31 protein-coding genes and 1 pseudogene are annotated in these 18,541 nt (G+C 65.2%); 31 read left to right on the top strand and 1 reads right to left on the bottom strand.

Going from position 1 to position 18,541, the window contains the following annotated elements; genetic code table 11:
* From tuf to ACT6UX_RS16240, 30 genes and pseudogenes are all read left to right on the top strand, one after another.
* Positions 1-214: pseudogene (gene tuf, locus ACT6UX_RS16385) on the top strand (elongation factor Tu); the annotation flags it as partial.
* Between the two features lie 36 nt (positions 215-250).
* A complete protein-coding gene (gene rpsJ, locus ACT6UX_RS16380; RefSeq protein WP_068198221.1) occupies positions 251-565 on the top strand; it encodes a 30S ribosomal protein S10 in 315 nt (104 codons plus the stop codon).
* A gap of 28 nt (positions 566-593) precedes the next feature.
* A complete protein-coding gene (gene rplC / locus ACT6UX_RS16375; protein WP_444776216.1) occupies positions 594-1,316 on the top strand; it encodes a 50S ribosomal protein L3 in 723 nt (240 codons plus the stop codon).
* Positions 1,317-1,326: 10 nt separating this feature from the next.
* On the top strand, positions 1,327-1,947 hold the full coding sequence (rplD, locus tag ACT6UX_RS16370; RefSeq protein WP_444776215.1) for a 50S ribosomal protein L4: 621 nt from the start codon (positions 1,327-1,329) through the stop codon (positions 1,945-1,947).
* Entirely contained in the window at positions 1,944-2,267 is a 324-nt protein-coding gene (locus tag ACT6UX_RS16365) for a 50S ribosomal protein L23 (protein WP_298313459.1), read from the top strand. Before rplD ends, ACT6UX_RS16365 begins: the two co-directional genes overlap by 4 nt.
* 16 nt (positions 2,268-2,283) lie before the next feature.
* Positions 2,284-3,114: a 50S ribosomal protein L2 gene (rplB, locus tag ACT6UX_RS16360; protein ID WP_444776214.1), complete on the top strand. Its 831-nt coding sequence runs from the start codon at positions 2,284-2,286 to the stop codon at positions 3,112-3,114.
* Positions 3,115-3,124: 10 nt separating this feature from the next.
* The gene (gene rpsS, locus ACT6UX_RS16355; RefSeq protein WP_444776213.1) at positions 3,125-3,403 is read left to right on the top strand and encodes a 30S ribosomal protein S19; all 279 of its coding nucleotides are present in this window, start codon (positions 3,125-3,127) and stop codon (positions 3,401-3,403) included.
* 6 nt (positions 3,404-3,409) lie between these two features.
* Positions 3,410-3,796 (top strand): 50S ribosomal protein L22, encoded by a 387-nt coding sequence (gene rplV / locus ACT6UX_RS16350; RefSeq protein ID WP_444776212.1) that lies wholly within the window; start codon positions 3,410-3,412, stop codon positions 3,794-3,796.
* Positions 3,796-4,515 (top strand): 30S ribosomal protein S3, encoded by a 720-nt coding sequence (gene rpsC / locus ACT6UX_RS16345; RefSeq protein WP_444776211.1) that lies wholly within the window; start codon positions 3,796-3,798, stop codon positions 4,513-4,515. The genes rplV and rpsC overlap by 1 nt, the downstream gene beginning before the upstream one ends.
* A gap of 6 nt (positions 4,516-4,521) precedes the next feature.
* On the top strand, positions 4,522-4,941 hold the full coding sequence (gene rplP / locus ACT6UX_RS16340; RefSeq protein ID WP_230552238.1) for a 50S ribosomal protein L16: 420 nt from the start codon (positions 4,522-4,524) through the stop codon (positions 4,939-4,941).
* Between the two features lie 11 nt (positions 4,942-4,952).
* Entirely contained in the window at positions 4,953-5,144 is a 192-nt protein-coding gene (rpmC, locus tag ACT6UX_RS16335) for a 50S ribosomal protein L29 (RefSeq protein ID WP_422012806.1), read from the top strand.
* Positions 5,145-5,154: 10 nt separating this feature from the next.
* Positions 5,155-5,403 carry a 30S ribosomal protein S17 gene (gene rpsQ / locus ACT6UX_RS16330; RefSeq protein WP_422012808.1) on the top strand — a complete coding sequence of 83 codons (249 nt, stop codon included), beginning with the start codon at positions 5,155-5,157 and terminating at the stop codon, positions 5,401-5,403.
* Between the two features lie 18 nt (positions 5,404-5,421).
* The gene (gene rplN / locus ACT6UX_RS16325; protein ID WP_298313445.1) at positions 5,422-5,790 is read left to right on the top strand and encodes a 50S ribosomal protein L14; all 369 of its coding nucleotides are present in this window, start codon (positions 5,422-5,424) and stop codon (positions 5,788-5,790) included.
* A 2-nt stretch (positions 5,791-5,792) separates the two neighbouring features.
* Complete coding sequence (gene rplX / locus ACT6UX_RS16320) at positions 5,793-6,116, top strand: 50S ribosomal protein L24 (protein ID WP_298313444.1); 324 nt, start codon at positions 5,793-5,795, stop codon at positions 6,114-6,116.
* Between the two features lie 11 nt (positions 6,117-6,127).
* The gene (gene rplE / locus ACT6UX_RS16315) at positions 6,128-6,670 is read left to right on the top strand and encodes a 50S ribosomal protein L5 (protein WP_444776210.1); all 543 of its coding nucleotides are present in this window, start codon (positions 6,128-6,130) and stop codon (positions 6,668-6,670) included.
* A 14-nt stretch (positions 6,671-6,684) separates the two neighbouring features.
* The gene (rpsN, locus tag ACT6UX_RS16310; protein WP_298313441.1) at positions 6,685-6,990 is read left to right on the top strand and encodes a 30S ribosomal protein S14; all 306 of its coding nucleotides are present in this window, start codon (positions 6,685-6,687) and stop codon (positions 6,988-6,990) included.
* A 16-nt stretch (positions 6,991-7,006) separates the two neighbouring features.
* Positions 7,007-7,405: a 30S ribosomal protein S8 gene (rpsH, locus tag ACT6UX_RS16305; protein ID WP_304847713.1), complete on the top strand. Its 399-nt coding sequence runs from the start codon at positions 7,007-7,009 to the stop codon at positions 7,403-7,405.
* Between the two features lie 2 nt (positions 7,406-7,407).
* Complete coding sequence (gene rplF, locus ACT6UX_RS16300) at positions 7,408-7,941, top strand: 50S ribosomal protein L6 (RefSeq protein WP_444776209.1); 534 nt, start codon at positions 7,408-7,410, stop codon at positions 7,939-7,941.
* Between the two features lie 13 nt (positions 7,942-7,954).
* Positions 7,955-8,317 (top strand): 50S ribosomal protein L18, encoded by a 363-nt coding sequence (gene rplR, locus ACT6UX_RS16295; RefSeq protein ID WP_444776208.1) that lies wholly within the window; start codon positions 7,955-7,957, stop codon positions 8,315-8,317.
* A 14-nt stretch (positions 8,318-8,331) separates the two neighbouring features.
* Positions 8,332-8,916, top strand: coding sequence for a 30S ribosomal protein S5 (rpsE, locus tag ACT6UX_RS16290; protein WP_298313435.1), 585 nt, complete (start codon positions 8,332-8,334; stop codon positions 8,914-8,916).
* Between the two features lie 11 nt (positions 8,917-8,927).
* Positions 8,928-9,122: a 50S ribosomal protein L30 gene (gene rpmD / locus ACT6UX_RS16285; RefSeq protein ID WP_444776207.1), complete on the top strand. Its 195-nt coding sequence runs from the start codon at positions 8,928-8,930 to the stop codon at positions 9,120-9,122.
* A gap of 32 nt (positions 9,123-9,154) precedes the next feature.
* Positions 9,155-9,634 carry a 50S ribosomal protein L15 gene (gene rplO, locus ACT6UX_RS16280; protein WP_444776206.1) on the top strand — a complete coding sequence of 160 codons (480 nt, stop codon included), beginning with the start codon at positions 9,155-9,157 and terminating at the stop codon, positions 9,632-9,634.
* Positions 9,635-9,693: 59 nt separating this feature from the next.
* The gene (secY, locus tag ACT6UX_RS16275) at positions 9,694-11,040 is read left to right on the top strand and encodes a preprotein translocase subunit SecY (protein WP_444776205.1); all 1,347 of its coding nucleotides are present in this window, start codon (positions 9,694-9,696) and stop codon (positions 11,038-11,040) included.
* Positions 11,037-11,687 carry an adenylate kinase gene (locus tag ACT6UX_RS16270; RefSeq protein ID WP_444776204.1) on the top strand — a complete coding sequence of 217 codons (651 nt, stop codon included), beginning with the start codon at positions 11,037-11,039 and terminating at the stop codon, positions 11,685-11,687. The genes secY and ACT6UX_RS16270 overlap by 4 nt, the downstream gene beginning before the upstream one ends.
* A 121-nt stretch (positions 11,688-11,808) precedes the next feature.
* Complete coding sequence (rpsM, locus tag ACT6UX_RS16265; protein ID WP_298314110.1) at positions 11,809-12,186, top strand: 30S ribosomal protein S13; 378 nt, start codon at positions 11,809-11,811, stop codon at positions 12,184-12,186.
* Positions 12,187-12,201: 15 nt separating this feature from the next.
* Entirely contained in the window at positions 12,202-12,606 is a 405-nt protein-coding gene (gene rpsK, locus ACT6UX_RS16260; RefSeq protein ID WP_444776203.1) for a 30S ribosomal protein S11, read from the top strand.
* Between the two features lie 44 nt (positions 12,607-12,650).
* Positions 12,651-13,721 carry a DNA-directed RNA polymerase subunit alpha gene (locus tag ACT6UX_RS16255; protein ID WP_444776202.1) on the top strand — a complete coding sequence of 357 codons (1,071 nt, stop codon included), beginning with the start codon at positions 12,651-12,653 and terminating at the stop codon, positions 13,719-13,721.
* A 21-nt stretch (positions 13,722-13,742) separates the two neighbouring features.
* Positions 13,743-14,165 (top strand): 50S ribosomal protein L17, encoded by a 423-nt coding sequence (rplQ, locus tag ACT6UX_RS16250; protein WP_295135319.1) that lies wholly within the window; start codon positions 13,743-13,745, stop codon positions 14,163-14,165.
* 73 nt (positions 14,166-14,238) lie between these two features.
* The gene (locus tag ACT6UX_RS16245; RefSeq protein WP_444776201.1) at positions 14,239-14,718 is read left to right on the top strand and encodes a GNAT family N-acetyltransferase; all 480 of its coding nucleotides are present in this window, start codon (positions 14,239-14,241) and stop codon (positions 14,716-14,718) included.
* Between the two features lie 56 nt (positions 14,719-14,774).
* Entirely contained in the window at positions 14,775-15,932 is a 1,158-nt protein-coding gene (locus ACT6UX_RS16240; protein WP_444776200.1) for an MFS transporter, read from the top strand.
* Here ACT6UX_RS16240 and ACT6UX_RS16235 read toward each other — a convergent pair.
* On the bottom strand, positions 15,883-17,673 hold the full coding sequence (locus tag ACT6UX_RS16235; protein ID WP_444776199.1) for an acyl-CoA dehydrogenase: 1,791 nt from the start codon (positions 17,671-17,673) through the stop codon (positions 15,883-15,885). The genes ACT6UX_RS16240 and ACT6UX_RS16235 overlap by 50 nt on opposite strands.
* 73 nt (positions 17,674-17,746) lie before the next feature.
* Here ACT6UX_RS16235 and ACT6UX_RS16230 point away from each other — a divergent pair, with 73 nt between their 5' ends.
* Positions 17,747-18,517, top strand: a complete 771-nt coding sequence (locus ACT6UX_RS16230; protein ID WP_444776198.1) for an enoyl-CoA hydratase/isomerase family protein — start codon at positions 17,747-17,749, stop codon at positions 18,515-18,517.
* Positions 18,518-18,541 lie beyond the last annotated feature (24 nt).

Genomic DNA, 18,541 nt, shown 5'->3' with positions numbered 1-18,541 from the left:
CACGAACTACCGTCCGCAGTTCTACTTCCGGACGACGGACGTGACGGGCGTGGTGACCCTGCCGGAAGGCACGGAGATGGTGATGCCGGGCGACAACGCGCGGCTGGTGGTCGAGCTGATCCAGCCGATCGCCATGGACGAGGGCCTGCGCTTCGCCATCCGCGAGGGCGGTCGCACCGTCGGCGCCGGCGTCGTCACCAAAGTCGTAAAGTAAGAACGTAACAGACGCGACAAGGCGAACATCATGGCCATGGACAACACAAACATCCGGATCCGGCTGAAGGCCTTCGATCATCGCGTGCTCGATTCGTCGACCAGCGAGATCGTCAGCACGGCCAAGCGGACGGGCGCGCAGGTGCGTGGCCCCATCCCGCTGCCGACCGGCATCGAGAAGTTCACGGTCAACCGCTCGCCGCACATCGACAAGAAGTCGCGCGAGCAGTTCGAGATCCGTACGCACAAGCGCGTGCTCGATATCGTCGACCCGACGCCGCAGACCGTGGACGCGCTGATGAAGCTCGACCTCGCCTCCGGCGTGGACGTCGAAATCAAGCTCGGCGCCTAGAGCGGACCAGGAAAGAAGGAAGAAGACCATGCGTTGCGGTCTCGTCACCCAGAAGGTCGGCATGACCCGCGTCTTCAATGACGCCGGGGAGCATGTGCCCGTCACCGTTCTGAAGGTGGATCAGCTGCAGGTTGTTGCTGTCCGCTCGGAAGAGAAGGACAAGTATGTCGCCGTGCAGCTCGGCTACGGCAAGGCCAAGGTGAAGAACGTGACCCAGCCGATGCGCGGTCATTTCGCCAAGGCCAAGGTCGAGCCGAAGAAGAAGCTCGTCGAGTTCCGTGTCGCCAAGGACGCGGTCCTCGAGGTCGGCGCGGAGCTGGTGCCCAGCCATTTCGTGCCGGGCCAGTTCGTCGACGTCGTCGGCACCACGATCGGCCGCGGCTTCACCGGCTCGATGGTCCGCTGGAACTTCCACGGCCTCGAGGCCAGCCATGGCGTGTCGGTCTCGCACCGTTCGCATGGTTCGACCGGTAACCGTCAGGACCCCGGCCGTACGTTCCCCGGCAAGAAGATGGCCGGTCACTACGGCAGCGAGCGCGTGACCACGCAGAACCTGAAGGTCGTCGCCGTCGACGACGAGAAGGGCCTTCTGCTGGTGTCCGGCGCCGTTCCGGGCCCGGCCAATGGCTACATCATCGTCAAGGACGCCTCCAAGCGCGCCCGTCACAAGGATGCCCCGTATCCGGCCGGCCTGCGCAAGGCCGCTGCCGAGGCGTCGGCTCCGGCGGCTGAAACCGCTCCGCAGGCTTAGGGATCAGATCATGAAGATCGCGGTCAAGACCATTGAGGGCGGCAGCGCCGGCGAGATCGATCTCGCCGACGCGGTGTTCGCCGTTCCCGTCCGCAAGGACATCCTGCAGCGTTGCGTTGTGTGGCAGCTCTCGCACCGTCAGCAGGGTACGCACAAGACCAAGGGGCGCGCCGAGGTTACGGCGACGGCCAAGAAGATGTACGCCCAGAAGGGCACCGGTCGGGCCCGTCACGGCAACGAGGCGGCGCCGCAGTTCCGTGGCGGCGGCAAGGCGTTCGGCCCGGTCGTGCGCAGCCATGCGAGCGACCTGCCGAAGAAGGTCCGCAAGCTCGCGCTGCGTACCGCGCTGTCGGCCAAGGCGGCCGAGGGCAAGCTGATCGTGGTCGAGGCTGCCGCTCTGGCCGAGCCGAAGACCGCGCAGCTCAAGGGTCACTTCGGCGCACTGGGCCTGACCAGCGCGCTGATCATCGGCGGCGCCGAGATCGATACGAACTTCGCCCGCGCGGCGGCCAACATCGCCCATGTCGATGTGCTGCCGCAGCAGGGCGCGAACGTCTACGACATCCTGCGCCGCGACACGCTGGTGCTCACCAAGGATGCCGTGAAGCACCTCGAGGAGCGTCTGCAATGAGCGCCAAGCGGTACATCCCCCAAACCGTCTCGCGCCTGCGCATGTACGAAGTAATTCGTGCACCGCTGATCACCGAGAAGACGACCAACGGTTCGGAGCACAGCCAGGTGACCTTCAAGGTCGCCGCCGATGCGACGAAGCCCGAGATCAAGCAGGCCATCGAAGGTCTGTTCAAGGTCAAGGTCAAGGCGGTCAACACCGTCACGGTGAAGGGCAAGAGCAAGGTATTCCGCGGCCGTCCCGGCGTGCGGAGCGACTGGAAGAAGGCGATCGTCTCGCTGGTCGAGGGTCACAAGATCGACGTGACCACGGGCCTGTAGGACGGGAGACAGAACAATGGCCTTGAAGACATTCAAACCGATCACGCCGTCCCTGCGACAGCTGGTCATCGTCGACCGTACCGGCCTCTGGAAGGGCAAGCCGGTCAAGGAACTGACGCGCGGCAAGAGCAACACGGGCGGACGTAACAACCACGGCCGCATCACCAGCAATCACATGGGCGGTGGTCACAAGCGCCGTCTGCGTCTGGTGGATTTCAAGCGCCGCAAGTTCGACGTCGCGGCGACGGTCGAGCGCCTCGAGTACGACCCCAACCGTACCGCGTTCATCGCCCTGATCAAGTACGCCGACGGCGAGCTCTCCTACATCCTGGCGCCGCAGCGCCTGAAGGCGGGCGACGAGATCATCTCGGGCGAGCGTGTGGACATCAAGCCGGGCAACGCGATGCCGCTGGCCAACATGCCGGTCGGCACGATCGTCCACAATGTCGAACTGAAGAAGGGCCGGGGCGGCCAGTTGGCGCGCTCTGCCGGCAACTACGCCCAGCTCGTCGGCAAGGACGCGGGCTATGCCCAGATCAAGCTGAGTTCGGGTGAGCTGCGCCTGGTGCCGGGCGAATGCCTGGCCACTGTGGGTGCGGTGTCGAACCCGGACAACCAGAACATCGTCATCGGCAAGGCTGGCCGCCAGCGCTGGCTCGGCCGCCGTCCGACGGTTCGCGGTGTCGTGATGAACCCGGTCGATCATCCGCACGGCGGCGGCGAAGGCCGCACCTCGGGTGGCCGTCATCCGGTGACGCCGTGGGGCAAGCCGACCAAGGGTAAGAAGACTCGCAAGAACAAGGCGACGGACAAGATGATCATCCGCCGCCGGCACGCGACGCGCTAGGAGATAGACAGTGGCACGCTCCGTTTGGAAAGGCCCCTTCGTTGAAGGCAGCCTGATCAAGAAGGCCGAGAAGGCCAGCGGGAACGTCCGCAACGAGGTGATCAAGACTTGGTCGCGTCGTTCGACGATCCTGCCGCAGTTCGTCGGCCTGACGTTCGGGGTCTACAACGGCAGGAAGTTCATCCCGGTGAACGTCACCGAGGAAATGGTCGGTCACAAGCTCGGCGAATTCTCGCCGACCCGCACCTTCACCGGCCATGCCGGTGACAAGAAAGTGTCGAAGGATTAACGCGAGATGAGCAAGCCATCCGCTCCCCGCCGCGAGGCGGACAACGAGGCCAAGGCCGTCCTGCGCGCCGTGCGAATCAGCCCGCGCAAGCTCGACCTCGTGGCCGCGACGATTCGCGGCAAGAAGGCCGCGACTGCCGTCAACGAGCTCACCTTCTCCAAGAAGCGGATTGCGCTCGACGTGAAGAAGGCCCTGACTTCGGCCATCGCCAACGCCGAGAACAACCACAACCTTGATGTCGACCGGCTGGTCGTCGCCGAGGCATCGGTCGGCAAGGGCCTGGTCATGAAGCGGTTCCAGACGCGTGGCCGCGGCCGCGCGGCCGGCATCGTCAAGCCGTTCGCTCATCTCACGATCGTGGTGCGCGAGCGCGCCGAGGCGGAGGACAAGTAATGGGTCAGAAGGTCAATCCGATCGGCCTGCGGCTCGGTATCAACCGGACCTGGGACTCGCGCTGGTACGCCGAAGGCGGCGAGTACGCGAAGATGCTCCATGAGGACATTCACATCCGCAAGGTGCTGCGCGAGCGGCTCGCCCAGGCGGGTGTCGCGAAGATCATCATCGAGCGTCCGGCCAAGCGCGCGCGCGTGACGATCCATACTGCCCGTCCCGGCGTGGTGATCGGCAAGAAGGGCGCCGACATCGAGAAGCTGCGCGGCGATCTCGCCAAGATGACGAAGGGCGAGGTGGCCCTGAACATCGTCGAGATCCGCAAGCCAGAGATCGACGCGACGCTGATCGCCGAGAACATCGCACAGCAGCTGGAGCGCCGGGTCGCGTTCCGCCGTGCCATGAAGCGCGCCGTTCAGTCGGCGATGCGTCTGGGCGCGCTGGGCATCCGGATCAACTGCTCGGGCCGCCTGGGTGGTTCGGAAATCGCCCGTATGGAATGGTACCGCGAAGGTCGCGTGCCGCTGCACACGCTGCGCGCGGACGTCGACTACGGCACCGCCACTGCCTTCACCACCTTCGGCACCTGCGGCGTGAAGGTCTGGGTGTTCAAGGGCGAGATCATGGCGCACGACCCGATGGCGCACGACAAGCGCGCCGAGGAAGCCGCGCCGCAACGTACGCCGGCGCGCACCGAGCGCACCGAGCAGAGGGACGCGTAAACCACCATGCTGCAACCCAAGCGCACCAAGTACCGCAAGGCCTTCAAGGGCCGTATCAGCGGCGCTGCCAAGGGCGGCTTCAACCTCGACTTCGGCTCCTATGGTCTGAAGGCGATGGAGCCGGATCGTCTGACGGCCCGCCAGATCGAAGCGGCCCGCCGCGCCATCACGCGTCACATGAAGCGTGCCGGTCGCGTCTGGATCCGGGTGTTTCCGGACGTGCCGGTGTCGAAGAAGCCGGCCGAGGTCCGCATGGGCTCCGGCAAGGGCGCTCCCGAATTCTGGGCGGCGCGGGTGAAGCCGGGTCGTATCTTGTTCGAGCTCGAGGGCGTGTCGGGAACGATCGCCAAGGAAGCCCTGGCGCTTGGTGCGGCCAAGCTGCCCATCAAGACCCGCTTCGTTTCCCGCGTCGGCGCCGAAGGCTGAGGGAGAAGGACATGAAGGCCACCGATCTGCGCCCCAAGACCAAGGACGAGCTGAAGAACGAGCTCGGCAACCTTCGCAAGGAAGCGTTCAACCTGCGTTTCCAGAAGGCTGGAGGCCAGCTGCAGAAGACTGCCCGCGCGCGCCAGGTGCGCCGCGACATCGCCCGCATCAAGACGGTGCTGGGCGAAAAGGCCGCCGGTTAAGGAGCACGAAATGCCGAAGCGTATCCTGGAAGGCGTCGTCGTTAGCGACAAGATGGACAAGACCATCGTCGTCAAGGTCGAACGTCGCATTCAGCATCCGATCTACAAGAAGTTCATTCGGAAGTCGAAGAAGTACCACGCGCACGATGAAGCCAATGCCTTCAAGGGCAAGATCGGCGAGATCGTTCGTATCCGCGAGTGCCGTCCGCTGTCCAAGACCAAGAGCTGGGAAGTTCTGGTCGAAGGCGCGAAGGCTTAGGCGGACCGGAGCACAGACATGATTCAGATGCGAACCAATCTCGAGGTCGCCGACAATTCGGGCGCCCGTCGAGTCCAGTGCATCAAGGTGCTGGGTGGCTCGCGCCGCAAGTATGCGAGCGTGGGCGACGTGATCGTCGTTTCGATCAAGGAAGCCATTCCGCGCGGAAAGGTGAAGAAGGGCGAGGTGCATCGCGCCGTCGTCGTCCGCACCTCCTTCGCTCTGCGCCGCCAGGACGGCAGCGCGATCCGCTTCGACCGCAACGCCGCCGTGCTCATCAGCAAGCAGGACGAGCCGATCGGCACTCGTATCTTCGGACCGGTGACGCGCGAGCTGCGCGCCAAGAAGTTCATGAAGATCATCTCGCTTGCGCCTGAGGTGCTCTAGCCATGGCAACGAAACTCAAGATCAAGAAGGGCGACCGGGTGAAGGTCATCACCGGTGGCAGCAAGGGCAAGGTGGGCGACGTCCTGCGTGTTCTCCCCAAGGAGAACCGGGTGGTCGTTTCGGGCGTGAACATGATCAAGCGCCACACCAAGCCGAGCCGTGCGGAAGCCGGCGGAATCATCGAACGCGAGGCCACGATCCACGTCTCCAACGTGGCCCTGCTGGATCCCAAATCGGACAAGCCGACGAAGGTCGGTTTCCGGTTCCTTGAAGACGGCCGCAAGGTGCGCATCGCGCGTGCCTCCGGCGAGACCATCGACCGCTAGGAGAACGGGCCATGCCCGCGCGTCTGCAAGAACACTACATCAAGAACGTGCGTGAAGCGCTCACGAAGGAGTTCTCCTACCAGAACTCCTTCCAGGTGCCGAAGCTCGACAAGATCGTCATCAACATGGGCGTCGGCGAGGCGGTTAACGACCGCAAGGCCGTCGATGGCGCCGTGGCCGACCTCACGGCGATCACCGGTCAAAAGCCGGTCGTCACCCGGTCGCGCAAGTCGATTGCGACCTTCAAGCTGCGCGAAGGTATGGCGATCGGCGCGAAGGTGACACTGCGTCGAGACCGCATGTACGAGTTTATCGATCGCCTGATCACGATCGCCCTGCCGCGCGTCCGCGATTTCCGCGGGTTGAATGGCAAGTCGTTCGACGGCAATGGCAACTACGCCATGGGCCTGAAGGAGCAGATCGTGTTCCCCGAAATCGACTACGACAAGGTCGATCAGGTGCGCGGTATGGACATCATCATCTGCACGACTGCGAAGACGGACGCGGAAGCCAGGTCGCTTCTCCGCGCTTTCGACTTCCCGTTCGTGAACTGAGGCCGGAGAACCACATGGCCAAGACGAGTTCGGTCGAAAAGAACAACCGTCGCGCAAAGATGGCGAAGCAGTACGCCCCCAAGCGCGCGAAGCTGAAGGCGATGGCCGTCGACGACAAGTTGACGCCGGAAGAGCGCTTCGGGGCCCGCCTCAAGCTGGCGGAGCTGCCGCGCAATTCTTCGCCGACGCGGGTGCGTAACCGGTGCGAGCTCACGGGCCGGCCGCGCGCGGTGTATCGCAAGTTCAAGCTGTCGCGCGTGGCGCTGCGTCAGCTGGCGTCGCTGGGTATGTTGCCCGGCGTCGTGAAGTCGAGCTGGTAAACGGGGACCGTAGACCATGGCGATGACAGATCCCGTCGGCGATTTGCTGACCCGTATCCGCAACGGCCAGTCGGCGCGCCTCGAGAGCGTGACGGCCCCGGCCTCGCGGCTCCGTTCGAGCGTGCTCGACGTTCTCCAGCGCGAAGGCTATATCCGCGGCTGGTTCGAGGAAGAGCTTCGGCCCGGCGTCCGCGAACTGCGGATCGAGTTGAAGTACGACAACGGCCGTCCGGTCATCAAGGAGATCAAGCGCGTCTCCACGCCGGGCCGTCGCGTCTACTCCAAGATCCGTGAGCTGCCGCGCCACTTCAATGGGCTGGGCATCTCGATCCTGTCCACGCCACGCGGTGTCATGTCCGACGCCGAGGCGCGTGCCGCCAATGTCGGCGGCGAAGTCATCTGCAAGGTGTTCTGAGCATGTCGCGCGTCGGCAAAAATCCGGTGGTCATCCCGGCCGGTGTCACCATCGAGCTCAAGGGCCAGCATCTCAAGGCCAAGGGCAAGCGGGGCGAGCTCCAGCTCGTGGTCCATGACGACGTTTTGGTCGCCAAGGAGGCCGAGGGGCTGGTCTTCAAGCCGCGTAACGACAGCCGCCGGGCCCGCATGCAGTGGGGGACGGCTCGCAACCTGGCGAGCAATGTCGTCCGCGGCGTGTCCGACGGGTTCACCATCAACCTCGAGATCAATGGCGTGGGCTATCGCGCCGCGGCCGATGCCAAGATGCTGAAGATGCAGCTTGGCTTCAGCCATGATGTCGAAATCCCCATTCCTGCCGGTATCGAGATCAAGGCGGTCAAGCCGACCGAGATCGCGATTTCGGGCTCCGATCGTCAGCGTGTCGGCCAGATTGCGGCGGAAATCCGCAGCCTGCGTCCGCCTGAGCCCTACAAGGGCAAGGGCATCAAGTACTCGACTGAGACGATCCGGCGCAAGGAAGGCAAGAAGAAGTAGAGGCGAGAGAATCATGTCCGACCGCAATGCTCTTTTCGCCCGTCGCCAGCGGCGCACGCGCTACGCGCTGCGCCAGGCCAGCAACGGCCGTCCGCGCCTCAGCGTCTTTCGCTCGGGTAAGCACATCTATGCCCAGGTCATCGACGACCGTAAGGGCGTGACCCTGGCTGCCGCCTCGACGCTCGACAAGGACGTCCGGGGCACGCTCAAGACCGGCGCCGACAAGGGTGCGGCGGCCGAAGTCGGCAAGCTGATCGCCGCCCGCGCCGTCGCGGCTGGGGTCAAGGAAGTCATCTTCGACCGCGGTGGCTATACGTATCACGGCCGCATCGCTGCGCTGGCCAATGCCGCCCGTGAGGGCGGCCTGTCGTTCTGATCGGGAGTTAGATTATGGCTCGTTCACCCGGTGGTTCCGGCCGTTCCCCGCGCGATCGCGATCGGCCGCGCGACCGCGACGAGGACAATGAACTGACCGACAAGCTGGTCACGATCAATCGCGTCGCGAAGGTCGTGAAGGGCGGTCGTCGCTTCGCTTTCGCCGCCATCGTCGTCGTCGGCGACCAGCGTGGTCGAGTCGGCCACGGCGCCGGCAAGGCGCGTGAGGTCCCCGAGGCGATCCGCAAGGCCACGGAAGCCGCGAAGCGCGGGCTGATCCGGGTGCCGCTGCGCGACGGTCGCACGCTGCATCACGACGTGAAGGGCCGCTTCGGCGCCGGCAAGGTGACGCTGCGTGCCGCTCCGGCCGGTACCGGCATCATCGCGGGCGGTCCGATGCGCGCCATCTTCGAGACGCTGGGCATCAAGGACATCGTCGCCAAGTCGGTCGGCACGTCCAACCCGCACAACATGATCAAGGCGACCTTCAAGGCGCTGGATCAGCTCAACTCGCCGCGCATGGTCGCGACGCGTCGTGGCAAGAAGGTCGGCGACCTGCTTGGCCGTCGTGACGAGACGACCGCGGAAGCGGCCGCTTAAGGAACCGGACCATGGGCAAGGGCAAGACCATCAAGATCACCCAGACCGGCAGCCACATCGGCCGCACGGAAGACCAGCGCGGGACGCTGATCGGCCTGGGCCTGAACAAGCGCCATCGCACCCGCGAACTCGTGGACACGCCCGAGGTTCGCGGCATGATCAACAAGGTGCGCCATCTCGTGCGCATCGAAGAGGAAGCGCGCTAGGCCCCGGGGCCACGGCGCGGAGGTAAAAGACGATGAGACTGAACCAGATTTCCGACAATCCGGGCGCCCGCAAGGGTCGCATGCGCGTCGGCCGCGGTATCGGCTCCGGCAAGGGCAAGACCGCGGGTCGCGGCGTCAAGGGCCAGAAGTCCCGTACCGGCGTCGCCATCAAGGGTTTCGAGGGCGGCCAGATGCCGCTCCACCGCCGGATCCCGAAGCGCGGCTTCCGCCCGCCGCATCAGAAGAGCTGGCAGGTCGTCAACCTCGGCACGCTGCAGAAGGCGATCGACGACAAGAAGCTCGACGCCGGAAAGGTGATCGACGCCGAGGCGATGATCGCGGCCGGCTTGTTCAAGAATGCCGCGGACGGTGTCCGCCTTCTTGGCAAGGGCGAGCTCACGACCAAGATCGAAGTGAAGGTCGCGGGCGCCTCGGCGTCGGCGATCGCCGCGGTCGAGAAGGCCGGCGGCAAGGTCGAACTGCCGCCCAAGCCCGTCGCCGAGGCGGCCTGAACCGGACGGCGTCAACGGGGGCGTCGCTTTCCCCTTGTGTCGTTCACGCGTGAGGTTCCATGGCATCCGCCGCCGAGCAACTTGCATCTAACCTGAACTGGGGTTCGATCGGTAGGGCGACCGAGCTGAAGAAGCGGCTGTGGTTCACCGTGGCCGCGCTCGTCGTCTTCCGTGTCGGCGCCTACATCCCAGTCCCGGGCGTGGACCCGGCTGCCCTGGCGGAGATCTTCCGGCAGAATGCCGGCGGTATCGCCGGGCTGCTTGACGTGTTCTCGGGCGGCTCGATCGGCCGTATGTCGGTGCTGGCGCTCAGCATCATGCCGTATATCTCGGCCTCCATCATCATGCAGATCCTGACGACGGTCGTGCCGTCGCTGGAGGCGCTGAAGAAGGAGGGGGAAGCCGGCCGCAAGAAGATCAACCAGTACACCCGTTACGGAACGGTCATTCTTGCGACTTTCCAGGCCTACGGCATTGCCGTCGGACTCGAGAGCCAGGTGGCCACGGCAGGCCCGGTCGTCATCGATCCCGGCATCTTCTTCCGGTTCGTGACCATCGTTACCCTGGTGGGCGGCACGTTGTTCCTGATGTGGCTGGGCGAGCAGATCACGGCGCGCGGCGTCGGTAATGGCGTCTCCCTGATCATTTTCGCTGGTATCGTCGCCGCTCTCCCGGACGCCCTGGTGCAGACTCTCGAACTCGGCCGCACCGGAGCCCTGTCGGCGCTGTTCATCATTGCGCTCGTCATCGGCATCGTGCTGGTGGTGGCGGTCGTGGTCTTCGTCGAGACTGCGCAGAGGCGAATTGTCGTCCAATATCCCAAGCGTCAGGTCGGCAATCGCATGTATGGCGGCGAGGCCTCGCACCTGCCGCTCAAGATCAACACGGCCGGCGTCATCCCGCCAATTTTCGCTTCGTCGCTGCTCCTGTTTCCGGCGACCATTGCGTCCTTCCAGGGAAATTCCGGCGAGCCGGGCTGGGTGCAGGCCATCTCCACCTATCTGGGTCATGGCCAGCCCCTCTATCTGGTGGCCTATATCGGCTTGATCGTCTTCTTCTGCTTCTTCTACACGACCGTGGTGTTCAATCCGACCGACACGGCCGACAATCTGAAGAAGAACGGCGGCTTCATTCCCGGGATCCGGCCGGGCAAGAACACGGCGGAGTATCTCGAGTACATCCTGAACCGCCTGACGGTGATCGGTGCGCTCTACCTTTCCGCGGTCTGTATCCTCCCGGAACTGCTGATCGCCCGCGGCGGGGTGCCCTTTTATTTCGGCGGCACCAGCCTCCTGATCGTGGTTTCCGTCACACTCGATACGGTGACGCAGGTGCAGGCGCATTTGCTCGCCCACCAATATGAGGGCCTCATCAAGAAGGCTCGACTGCGGGGCAAGGGCCGATGAACATCATTCTCCTCGGACCGCCAGGTGCCGGCAAGGGTACCCAGGCTCAGCGGCTGCAGCAGGAGCGGGGGCTGGTCCAGCTTTCCACGGGTGACATGCTGAGGGCGGCCGTCGCCTCCGGCAGCGAACTCGGCCAGAAGGCCAAGGGCATCATGGAGCGGGGCGAGCTCGTTCCCGACGAGCTTATGGTCGGCCTGATCCGCGATCGCATCGCCCAGCCGGACTGCGCCAAGGGCTTCATTCTGGATGGTTTCCCTCGCACCGAGGCCCAGGCCAAGGCGCTGGACAAGATGTTGGCCGAGTCGGGCAAAAAGCTCGACCGGGTGATCGAGATGGAAGTCGACGAGAAGGCGCTGACCGAGCGCATCGTCGGCCGGTTCTCCTGCGCCAAGTGCGGGGCGGGCTACCACGACAAGTTCAAGCGGCCGAAGGTCGAAGGTGTCTGCGACGTCTGCGGGTCGACGGAGTTCGCCCGCCGCAAGGACGACAATGCAGAGACCATGAAGACTCGTATGGCCACCTACAGGGCTCAGACCGAGCCCTTGTTGCCCTACTACAGCGCCCGGGGGGTGCTGCGGAAGGTCGACGGGATGGCCGCGATGGACGAGGTTTACCGCCAGATCACGGAAGTCCTGGCGGGGACTTGACAAGGGTGAGTTCCATTGACTCGGGGGTGCGGATACCTATAATCGCGCGCTTTTCCGGGGCCAGCGGAACATGTGACGGGCGCGCGCGAGCGCGCCATAAGTCTTTGAAGGAGTTAAGACTTTGGCTCGTATAGCCGGTGTGAACATTCCGACCGCCAAGCGTGTGGTGATCGGGCTTCAATACATCCACGGGATCGGTGCGGCGAAAGCCAAGGAGATCTGTGGAAAAGTTGGGATCGACGAGTCGCGCCGCGTGAATACGCTGAGCGACGACGAGGTTATCCGCATTCGCGAGGCGATCGACCGCGACTACACGGTCGAGGGGGACCTGCGGCGCGAAGTGGCGATGAACATCAAGCGTCTGATGGACCTCGCCTGCTATCGCGGCCTGCGTCACCGTCGCGGCCTGCCGGTCCATGGCCAGCGCACGCATACCAATGCGCGCACCCGCAAGGGCCCGGCCAAGCCGATCGCCGGCAAGAAAAAAGTGACGAAGTAAGAAGGGATCTCGGTCATGGCCAAAGCTGCAGCCGCCACCGGCTCCGCGCGTCCCCGTCGCAAGGAACGCAAGAACATCATCGCCGGCGTCGCGCACGTGAACGCCTCGTTCAACAACACGATCGTCACGATCACCGACGCCCAGGGCAACGCTATTGCCTGGTCGTCGTCGGGCCAGCAGGGCTTCAAGGGATCGCGCAAGTCGACCCCGTTTGCCGCGCAGATGGCTGCCGAAGGCGCCGGTCGCAAGGCGATGGAGCATGGCATGCGCACGATCGAGATTCTGGTGCGCGGCCCCGGTTCGGGTCGTGAGTCGGCCTTGCGGGCGTTGCAGGCGGTGGGCCTCGCCGTGACGTCGATCCGCGACGTGACGCCGATCCCGCACAATGGCTGCCGGCCGCCCAAGCGTCGCCGCGTCTGATTTCGAGTGGAGGCGGCGCTCATGGCGCCGCCCGCTCATGGGGAATGTATGGCGAGTCCCAAGGGGCTCGCTCGAACCGGTCTAGAGGGGTAGCCCACGTGCTTCAGAAGAACTGGCAGGACCTGATCAAGCCGGAGAAGCTTGTCACCGAAGCCGGCGTCGACCCGGGTCGCGTCGCGACCATCGTCGCCGAGCCGCTCGAGCGCGGCTTCGGTCTCACGCTCGGCAATGCGCTGCGGCGCGTCCTGTTGTCGTCTCTCCAGGGTGCGGCCGTCACGTCGATCAAGATCGACAACGTGCTGCATGAATTCTCGTCGATTCCCGGCGTCCGCGAGGACGTGGTGGACATCGTCCTGAACATCAAGGCGATGGCAGTGAAGATGCAGGGCGACCGCCCGCAGCGTCTCTATCTGCGCGCCGTTGGCCCCGGTGAAGTCACCGCCGGCATGATCGAGCTGCCGGGCGACGTTCAGATCATGGACGCCAAGCATCTGATCTGCACGCTCGACGATGGGGCGTCGATCTCGATGGAACTCATGGTCGCCACGGGCAAGGGCTACGTGCCGGCGTCGGCGAACCGTCCGGAAGACGCTCCGATTGGCCTCATTCCGATCGACTCGGTATTCAGCCCGGTCAAGCGCGTTTCCTACAAGATCGAGAACAGCCGCGTTGGTCAGGTCACCGACTACGATCGTCTGTCGATGACTGTCGAGACCAACGGCACGACGATGCCGGCCGACGCCGTGGCTCTCGCCGCGCGTATCCTGCAGGACCAGCTACAGCTCTTCATCAATTTCGAGGAGCCGCGCGAGGTCCGCAGGGAAGAGCAGCAGGACGACTTCCCGTTCAACCGCAACCTGCTGCGCAAGGTCGACGAGCTCGAACTGTCCGTCCGCTCGGCGAATTGCCTGAAGAACGACAACATCATCTATATCGGCGATCTGGTTCAGAAGACCGAGGCGGAGATGCTGCGCACGCCGAACTTTGGCCGCAAGTCGCTGAACGAGATCAAGGAAGTGCTGGCCGGCATGGGCCTCCACCTGGGCATGGAAATCCCGGGCTGGCCGCCGGACAACATCGAGGAAATGGCCAAGCGGCTGGAAGAGCCGTACTAGGCCGGTAGAAGGAAATAAGTCATGCGTCACAACAATCGCGGCCGGAAGTTCCACCGCACGGCTGAGCATCGCAAGGCGATGTTCATGAATCTTGCCGGTGCCCTCATCAAGCACGAGCAGATCACGACAACGCTGCACAAGGCGAAGGACCTGCGTCCGATCGTCGAGAAGCTGGTCACGCTCGGCAAGCGTGGCGGCCTGCACGCGCGCCGTCAGGCGATCGGCTTCCTGCGCGATCCCTACGTTGCCGACAAGCTGTTCACCACGCTGGGACCGCGCTACTCCAAGCGCAACGGCGGCTACCTGCGTGTCCTCAAGGCGGGCTACCGCTTCGGCGACGCCGCCGAGATGGCCGTGATCGAGTTCGTCGAGCGCGACACCTCCGCCAAGGGCCAGGACAGCGGTCCGTCCGCCGACAAGTCCGAGCAGCAGGAAGCGGCGTAGAGCCCCTTTCCGAAGATCTGGAGAACGCCCGGTGGCTCTGCCCCGGGCGTTTTTCTTTGGTAGGCTTTCCGGCATGACCTTGACGCTGAAGAAGGCCCTCCCGGTAGAGCGGGACGATGTCGAGCGGATCCTGTGGACGGCATTTTCGCCGTATGTCCGCGACCTTGGGCGCGAGATCACGGCCCATCATTACGCGTTCCTCGCTGGCTCCATCGAGCGCGGCGACGTCTATCTCGCGCTGGACGACGAAGAAACCGTAGGCGTCGCCGTGACCGAGCGGCGCGGCGAGGGCATCTACATCGACCGACTCGGCGTCGTGCCGATCCACCAGGGCAGGGGCATCGGGGGCTTCCTCCTGGATCGGATCGAGGAAATCGCGCGCTCAAACAACCTCGGGGAACTGTCACTGGAGACAGCGGAGATGGCGGAAGGCAACATCCGGCTCTATCTGCGGCTTCGAGATCGTGCGCCGGGGACCGCCCTCGCACGGTCTGGACGCACACATGCGTGTCTTCATGGTGAAGACGCTGTAACACGCGGCAACGATCGGTAATGCGCGGCAATGATTTGTGTTTTCCCTGCTGTGCGCGTTCGGCCGACGCTGCGTGCGTGCAAGTCGCCATCGTCCTCTTCGCCGTCTTCACGGCCACCATGGCCAACGGGGCCGTATTCGCAACGCTCGGCCTGTTCGGTCGCGAACTCGGCCTCGGTGAGTTCGAGGTCGGGACGATCTTCGCGTCCTCCGGGGTGCTGTTCTTCCTGACGGCGTCGTCCTGGGGACGCCTCTCGGATCGCTTCGGTAGAGCGGCCGTCATGGCCGCCGGGCTTGTCGCGACCGCTTTGTCGCTCGCGCTCTTCGCGGCCTTCTACGCTGCGCTCTTGCCGTATGCCTTCCTCGGATTACTGGCTGCGCGCATCGTCTACGGACTGTTCGCCGGTGGCATCCAGCCGGCGGCGATTGCCTGGATGGTCGAGGCGACGCCGCGCGAGCGCCGACAGGCGGGAATCGGCCTGATCGGCGCTGCGGTGAGTGTCGGGAGCGTGCTGGGCCCTGCTTTCGTGGCGATGCTGGCAAACCGCGGTCTCGCCTGGCCGGTCGCCGCCGCCGCGATGTTGGCCGCCCTGGCCGCCCTGACGATGGTTGGCGTCCGCGAAGGCCCGCGGGCGGCGGCGACGGCGCAGGCGGAAGCCGCACCGGTGGACGGCCTTGCGGCCTATGCGCTGCTGGCCTTCGTGATGGTCCTGGGCTTCGGCGCCCTGCAGGCAACCACGGCCTTTTATGTCCAGGACCGCTTCGGACTCGAGACAGAAGCGGCGATTCGCGCGACGGGGTTTGCGTCTGCGGCCTTTGCCGCCGGGGCTTTCCTGATCCAGGCCTTCGGCGTGCGCGCGCTCGCGCCGGATACGAGGGACATGATGGCCTTGGGCTTCATCCTCTGCCTGGCCGGCATCGCAGGCGCCCTGGTCGCGCGCGGCCCGAACGTGCTGATCGTGGCATTCACCGTCCTCGGTATCGGCTACGGGCTGGCGCAGGCGGGCCTGATGACCGACGCTGCCCGGTTGGGCGGAGAGCGCCGGCAGGGGCTGGTCGCGGGCCGACTGCACGCAGCCATGGCGGCAGGCTGGATCGCCGGTGCCTTGAGCGGCACTTCCCTCTACGGGCTGTCGATGCGGGCGCCGCTCTTGATCGCCGGAGTGGCGCTGGCGCTGTGCGCGCTCAGAACTGCTCTTCCGAGAGTGCGAACACCGTCCGCCCCGCCGACTTGAGGGGGCCGAGCTGGGCAAGCGCCGGCGGCAGGATGACCTCGGCATAGAAGCGCGCCGTCACCAGCTTTGCCTCGAGGAAGGCGGGATCGCCGTCACGCTGGCCGAGCCATGTCTGAGCCACCAACGCACTGCGGGCCAGCAGCCATCCGCCCAGGGCTGTGCCCGCCAACCGCAGGAAGGGGACCGAGCCCGCCAGCGCGTTCACCAGCTCCGCCTTGACCGACTGGACGACCCACTTCGTCGCATCCTCCAAGGCGTCGGCTGCGGCTTGGAGGCCGGTGCGGATGGCCTCGATATCGTCGCCGGGAGCAGCCTTCATCTCTTCGGCCGTGGCGCGCATCTCGGCGACCAGCGCGAGCATGGTTTCGCCGCCATCCTTGGCCACCTTGCGGCCCACCAGGTCGCGCGCCTGGATGCCGTTGGTGCCCTCGTAGATCGGCAGGATGCGGGCGTCGCGCAGGTGCTGCGCCGCGCCGGTTTCCTCGATGAAGCCCATGCCGCCGTGGATCTGTACGCCGGTCGAGGCGATCTCGTTCCCAAGGTCGGTGAACCAGGCCTTCACGATCGGGATCAGTAGATCGACCCGGTCCTGGATCTTGCGGCCTGCGGCCTTGTCGGGCTGCTTCAAGGCGCCGTCGATGCCGGCCGCGGTGTAGTAGCCCAGCGCCCGCATCGCCTCGATCTGGGCGCGCATGGTCATGAGCATGCGGCGCACGTCGGCGTGATGGACGATCGACACCGAAGCGGGCGCGGCGCTGCCGTCGTCCTTCGACTGCACGCGGGTGCGGGCGAAAGCGGCGGCCTGCTGGTAGGCGCGCTCGGCGATGGCGAGGCCCTGGATGCCGACCGACAGGCGGGCGTTGTTCATCATGGTGAACATGTAGGAGAGGCCGCGGCCTTCCTCGCCGACGAGATAGCCGACCGCCCCGCCATCGTCGCCGAACGACATCACGCATGTCGGGCTCGCATGGATGCCGAGCTTATGCTCAAGCGACACGCAGCGCAGGTCGTTGCGCTTGCCCGGCGTGCCGTCGGCGCCCGGCAGATATTTCGGAACGATGAACAGCGAGATGCCGCGCACGCCGGCCGGTGCGTCGGGCGTACGCGCGAGGACGAGATGGACGATATTCTCGGCCATGTCGTGCTCGCCGTAGGTGATGAATATCTTCTGGCCGCTCACGAGATAATGGTCGCCGTTCTTGACCGCGCGGCTCTTGAGCTGGCCGAGGTCGGAGCCGGCCTGGGGCTCGGTGAGGTTCATGGTTCCGGTCCACTCGCCGGAGATCATCTTGGGCAGATAGGTCGCCTTCTGCTCATCCGACCCGTGATGGTGGATCGCATCGATCGCGCCCTGGTTCAGCAGCAGGACGAGGCCGAAACCCATGTTGGCGGCCTGCCACATCTCCTGCACGGCGGTCGCCAGCAGCCAAGGCATGCCCTGGCCACCGAACTCCGGATCGAAGGGCAGGGAATTCCAGCCGCCTTCCACGAACTCCTTGTAGATGGCCGCGAAGCCCGGCGCGGTGCGGACCACGCCGTTCTCGAGCTTGGCGCCGACCTTGTCGCCCTCACGGTTCAGCGGGGCGAGGCCGTTGCCGGCCAGCTTCCCGGCTTCCTCGAGCACCGCGTCGATCGTGTCGTCGGTCGCATGCTCGTAACCGGGCAGGACGGCGACGCCGGAAAGGCCGGCCACTTCGCGCAGGGCGAAACGCATATCGGCCAGCGGGGCAGTGTAAGTCATGTGAATTCCTCCGGTCCGCAATATGCCGCGCTCGGTCGCTTTTGGCGACCGGCTCGGCTATTTTGGCCACCAAATGACAAACACAGTCCTGCTGTCGGTCGACGGCCCCATCGCCACCATCACGCTGAACGATCCAGCGAAGCACAATCGCCTCAATCCCGCGGGGCTGAAGCTGCTGCGCGAAGCCGTCGAGACGGCCGATGCCGATCCCGCCGTCCGCGTCACGGTGATCACCGGTGCCGGCGACAAGACTTTCTGCTCCGGCTACGACCTCGGCTCGATCCCGGCTGGCGAGCGGAAGGACGAGGGTGGCGACAACACCTTCGAAGTCGTCATGGACCGCATCGAGGCGATGCGTATGCCGACCCTGTGCGCCCTGAATGGCGGAGTCTATGGCGGGGCCACCGACCTGGCACTGGCCTGCGACTTCCGCCTCGGCGTCAGAGGCATGCGCTTCTTCATGCCGGCGGCGCGCTTCGGCCTGCACTATTACCCAAGCGGCTTGCGTCGCTACACCCAGAAGGTGAGCCCGAGCTTCGCCAAGCGTGCCTTCCTGCTGTCGGAGGATTTCCACGACACCGAGTTGCTGGCGGTCGGCTATCTCGACTGGCTGGTCGAGCGCGCGGAGTTCAGGGACAAGGTTGCCGAGAAGGCCGCGCGGCTGGCGGGACTGGCGCCGCTCTCGATGTCGGGCATGAAGCGCGCCATCGAGCAGTTCGCCCAGGCGGCGCCCGACATGCCCTCGATCCGCCAGACCCAGCGGGCCTGCGCGACCTCCGAGGATCTCAAGGAGGGGCTGGCGGCACTTGGCGAGCGGCGCACCCCGGCCTTCAAGGGCCGCTGAAGCCCGGTGCCGGCGCATGATCGT

Origin of the sequence: Reyranella sp. (assembly GCF_052439685.1) — a bacterium.
GTDB lineage: Bacteria > Pseudomonadota > Alphaproteobacteria > Reyranellales > Reyranellaceae > Reyranella.
The sequence above is the reverse complement of the archived record's forward strand: the minus strand, read 5'-3'. Positions and strand labels throughout refer to the sequence as shown.

Bases quoted from the DNA above. Each gene is read 5' to 3' on its own strand.
- rpmC (WP_422012806.1), top strand. From the start codon at position 4,953: ATGAAGGCCACCGATCTGCGCCCCAAGACCAAGGACGAGCTGAAGAAC.
- rplB (WP_444776214.1), top strand. From the start codon at position 2,284: ATGGCCTTGAAGACATTCAAACCGATCACGCCGTCCCTGCGACAGCTG.
- rplN (WP_298313445.1), top strand. From the start codon at position 5,422: ATGATTCAGATGCGAACCAATCTCGAGGTCGCCGACAATTCGGGCGCC.
- ACT6UX_RS16365 (WP_298313459.1), top strand. From the start codon at position 1,944: ATGAGCGCCAAGCGGTACATCCCCCAAACCGTCTCGCGCCTGCGCATG.
- rplE (WP_444776210.1), top strand. From the start codon at position 6,128: ATGCCCGCGCGTCTGCAAGAACACTACATCAAGAACGTGCGTGAAGCG.
- rplR (WP_444776208.1), top strand. From the start codon at position 7,955: ATGTCCGACCGCAATGCTCTTTTCGCCCGTCGCCAGCGGCGCACGCGC.
- rplO (WP_444776206.1), top strand. From the start codon at position 9,155: ATGAGACTGAACCAGATTTCCGACAATCCGGGCGCCCGCAAGGGTCGC.
- rpsJ (WP_068198221.1), top strand. From the start codon at position 251: ATGGACAACACAAACATCCGGATCCGGCTGAAGGCCTTCGATCATCGC.
- rplP (WP_230552238.1), top strand. From the start codon at position 4,522: ATGCTGCAACCCAAGCGCACCAAGTACCGCAAGGCCTTCAAGGGCCGT.
- rpsE (WP_298313435.1), top strand. From the start codon at position 8,332: ATGGCTCGTTCACCCGGTGGTTCCGGCCGTTCCCCGCGCGATCGCGAT.
- secY (WP_444776205.1), top strand. From the start codon at position 9,694: ATGGCATCCGCCGCCGAGCAACTTGCATCTAACCTGAACTGGGGTTCG.
- rpsQ (WP_422012808.1), top strand. From the start codon at position 5,155: ATGCCGAAGCGTATCCTGGAAGGCGTCGTCGTTAGCGACAAGATGGAC.
- rpmD (WP_444776207.1), top strand. From the start codon at position 8,928: ATGGGCAAGGGCAAGACCATCAAGATCACCCAGACCGGCAGCCACATC.
- ACT6UX_RS16230 (WP_444776198.1), top strand. From the start codon at position 17,747: ATGACAAACACAGTCCTGCTGTCGGTCGACGGCCCCATCGCCACCATC.
- ACT6UX_RS16270 (WP_444776204.1), top strand. From the start codon at position 11,037: ATGAACATCATTCTCCTCGGACCGCCAGGTGCCGGCAAGGGTACCCAG.
- rplV (WP_444776212.1), top strand. From the start codon at position 3,410: ATGAGCAAGCCATCCGCTCCCCGCCGCGAGGCGGACAACGAGGCCAAG.
- ACT6UX_RS16255 (WP_444776202.1), top strand. From the start codon at position 12,651: ATGTATGGCGAGTCCCAAGGGGCTCGCTCGAACCGGTCTAGAGGGGTA.
- rplX (WP_298313444.1), top strand. From the start codon at position 5,793: ATGGCAACGAAACTCAAGATCAAGAAGGGCGACCGGGTGAAGGTCATC.
- rpsH (WP_304847713.1), top strand. From the start codon at position 7,007: ATGGCGATGACAGATCCCGTCGGCGATTTGCTGACCCGTATCCGCAAC.
- ACT6UX_RS16245 (WP_444776201.1), top strand. From the start codon at position 14,239: ATGACCTTGACGCTGAAGAAGGCCCTCCCGGTAGAGCGGGACGATGTC.
- rpsK (WP_444776203.1), top strand. From the start codon at position 12,202: ATGGCCAAAGCTGCAGCCGCCACCGGCTCCGCGCGTCCCCGTCGCAAG.
- rplQ (WP_295135319.1), top strand. From the start codon at position 13,743: ATGCGTCACAACAATCGCGGCCGGAAGTTCCACCGCACGGCTGAGCAT.
- rplD (WP_444776215.1), top strand. From the start codon at position 1,327: ATGAAGATCGCGGTCAAGACCATTGAGGGCGGCAGCGCCGGCGAGATC.
- rplC (WP_444776216.1), top strand. From the start codon at position 594: ATGCGTTGCGGTCTCGTCACCCAGAAGGTCGGCATGACCCGCGTCTTC.
- ACT6UX_RS16235 (WP_444776199.1), bottom strand. From the start codon at position 17,673: ATGACTTACACTGCCCCGCTGGCCGATATGCGTTTCGCCCTGCGCGAA.
- rplF (WP_444776209.1), top strand. From the start codon at position 7,408: ATGTCGCGCGTCGGCAAAAATCCGGTGGTCATCCCGGCCGGTGTCACC.
- rpsN (WP_298313441.1), top strand. From the start codon at position 6,685: ATGGCCAAGACGAGTTCGGTCGAAAAGAACAACCGTCGCGCAAAGATG.
- rpsC (WP_444776211.1), top strand. From the start codon at position 3,796: ATGGGTCAGAAGGTCAATCCGATCGGCCTGCGGCTCGGTATCAACCGG.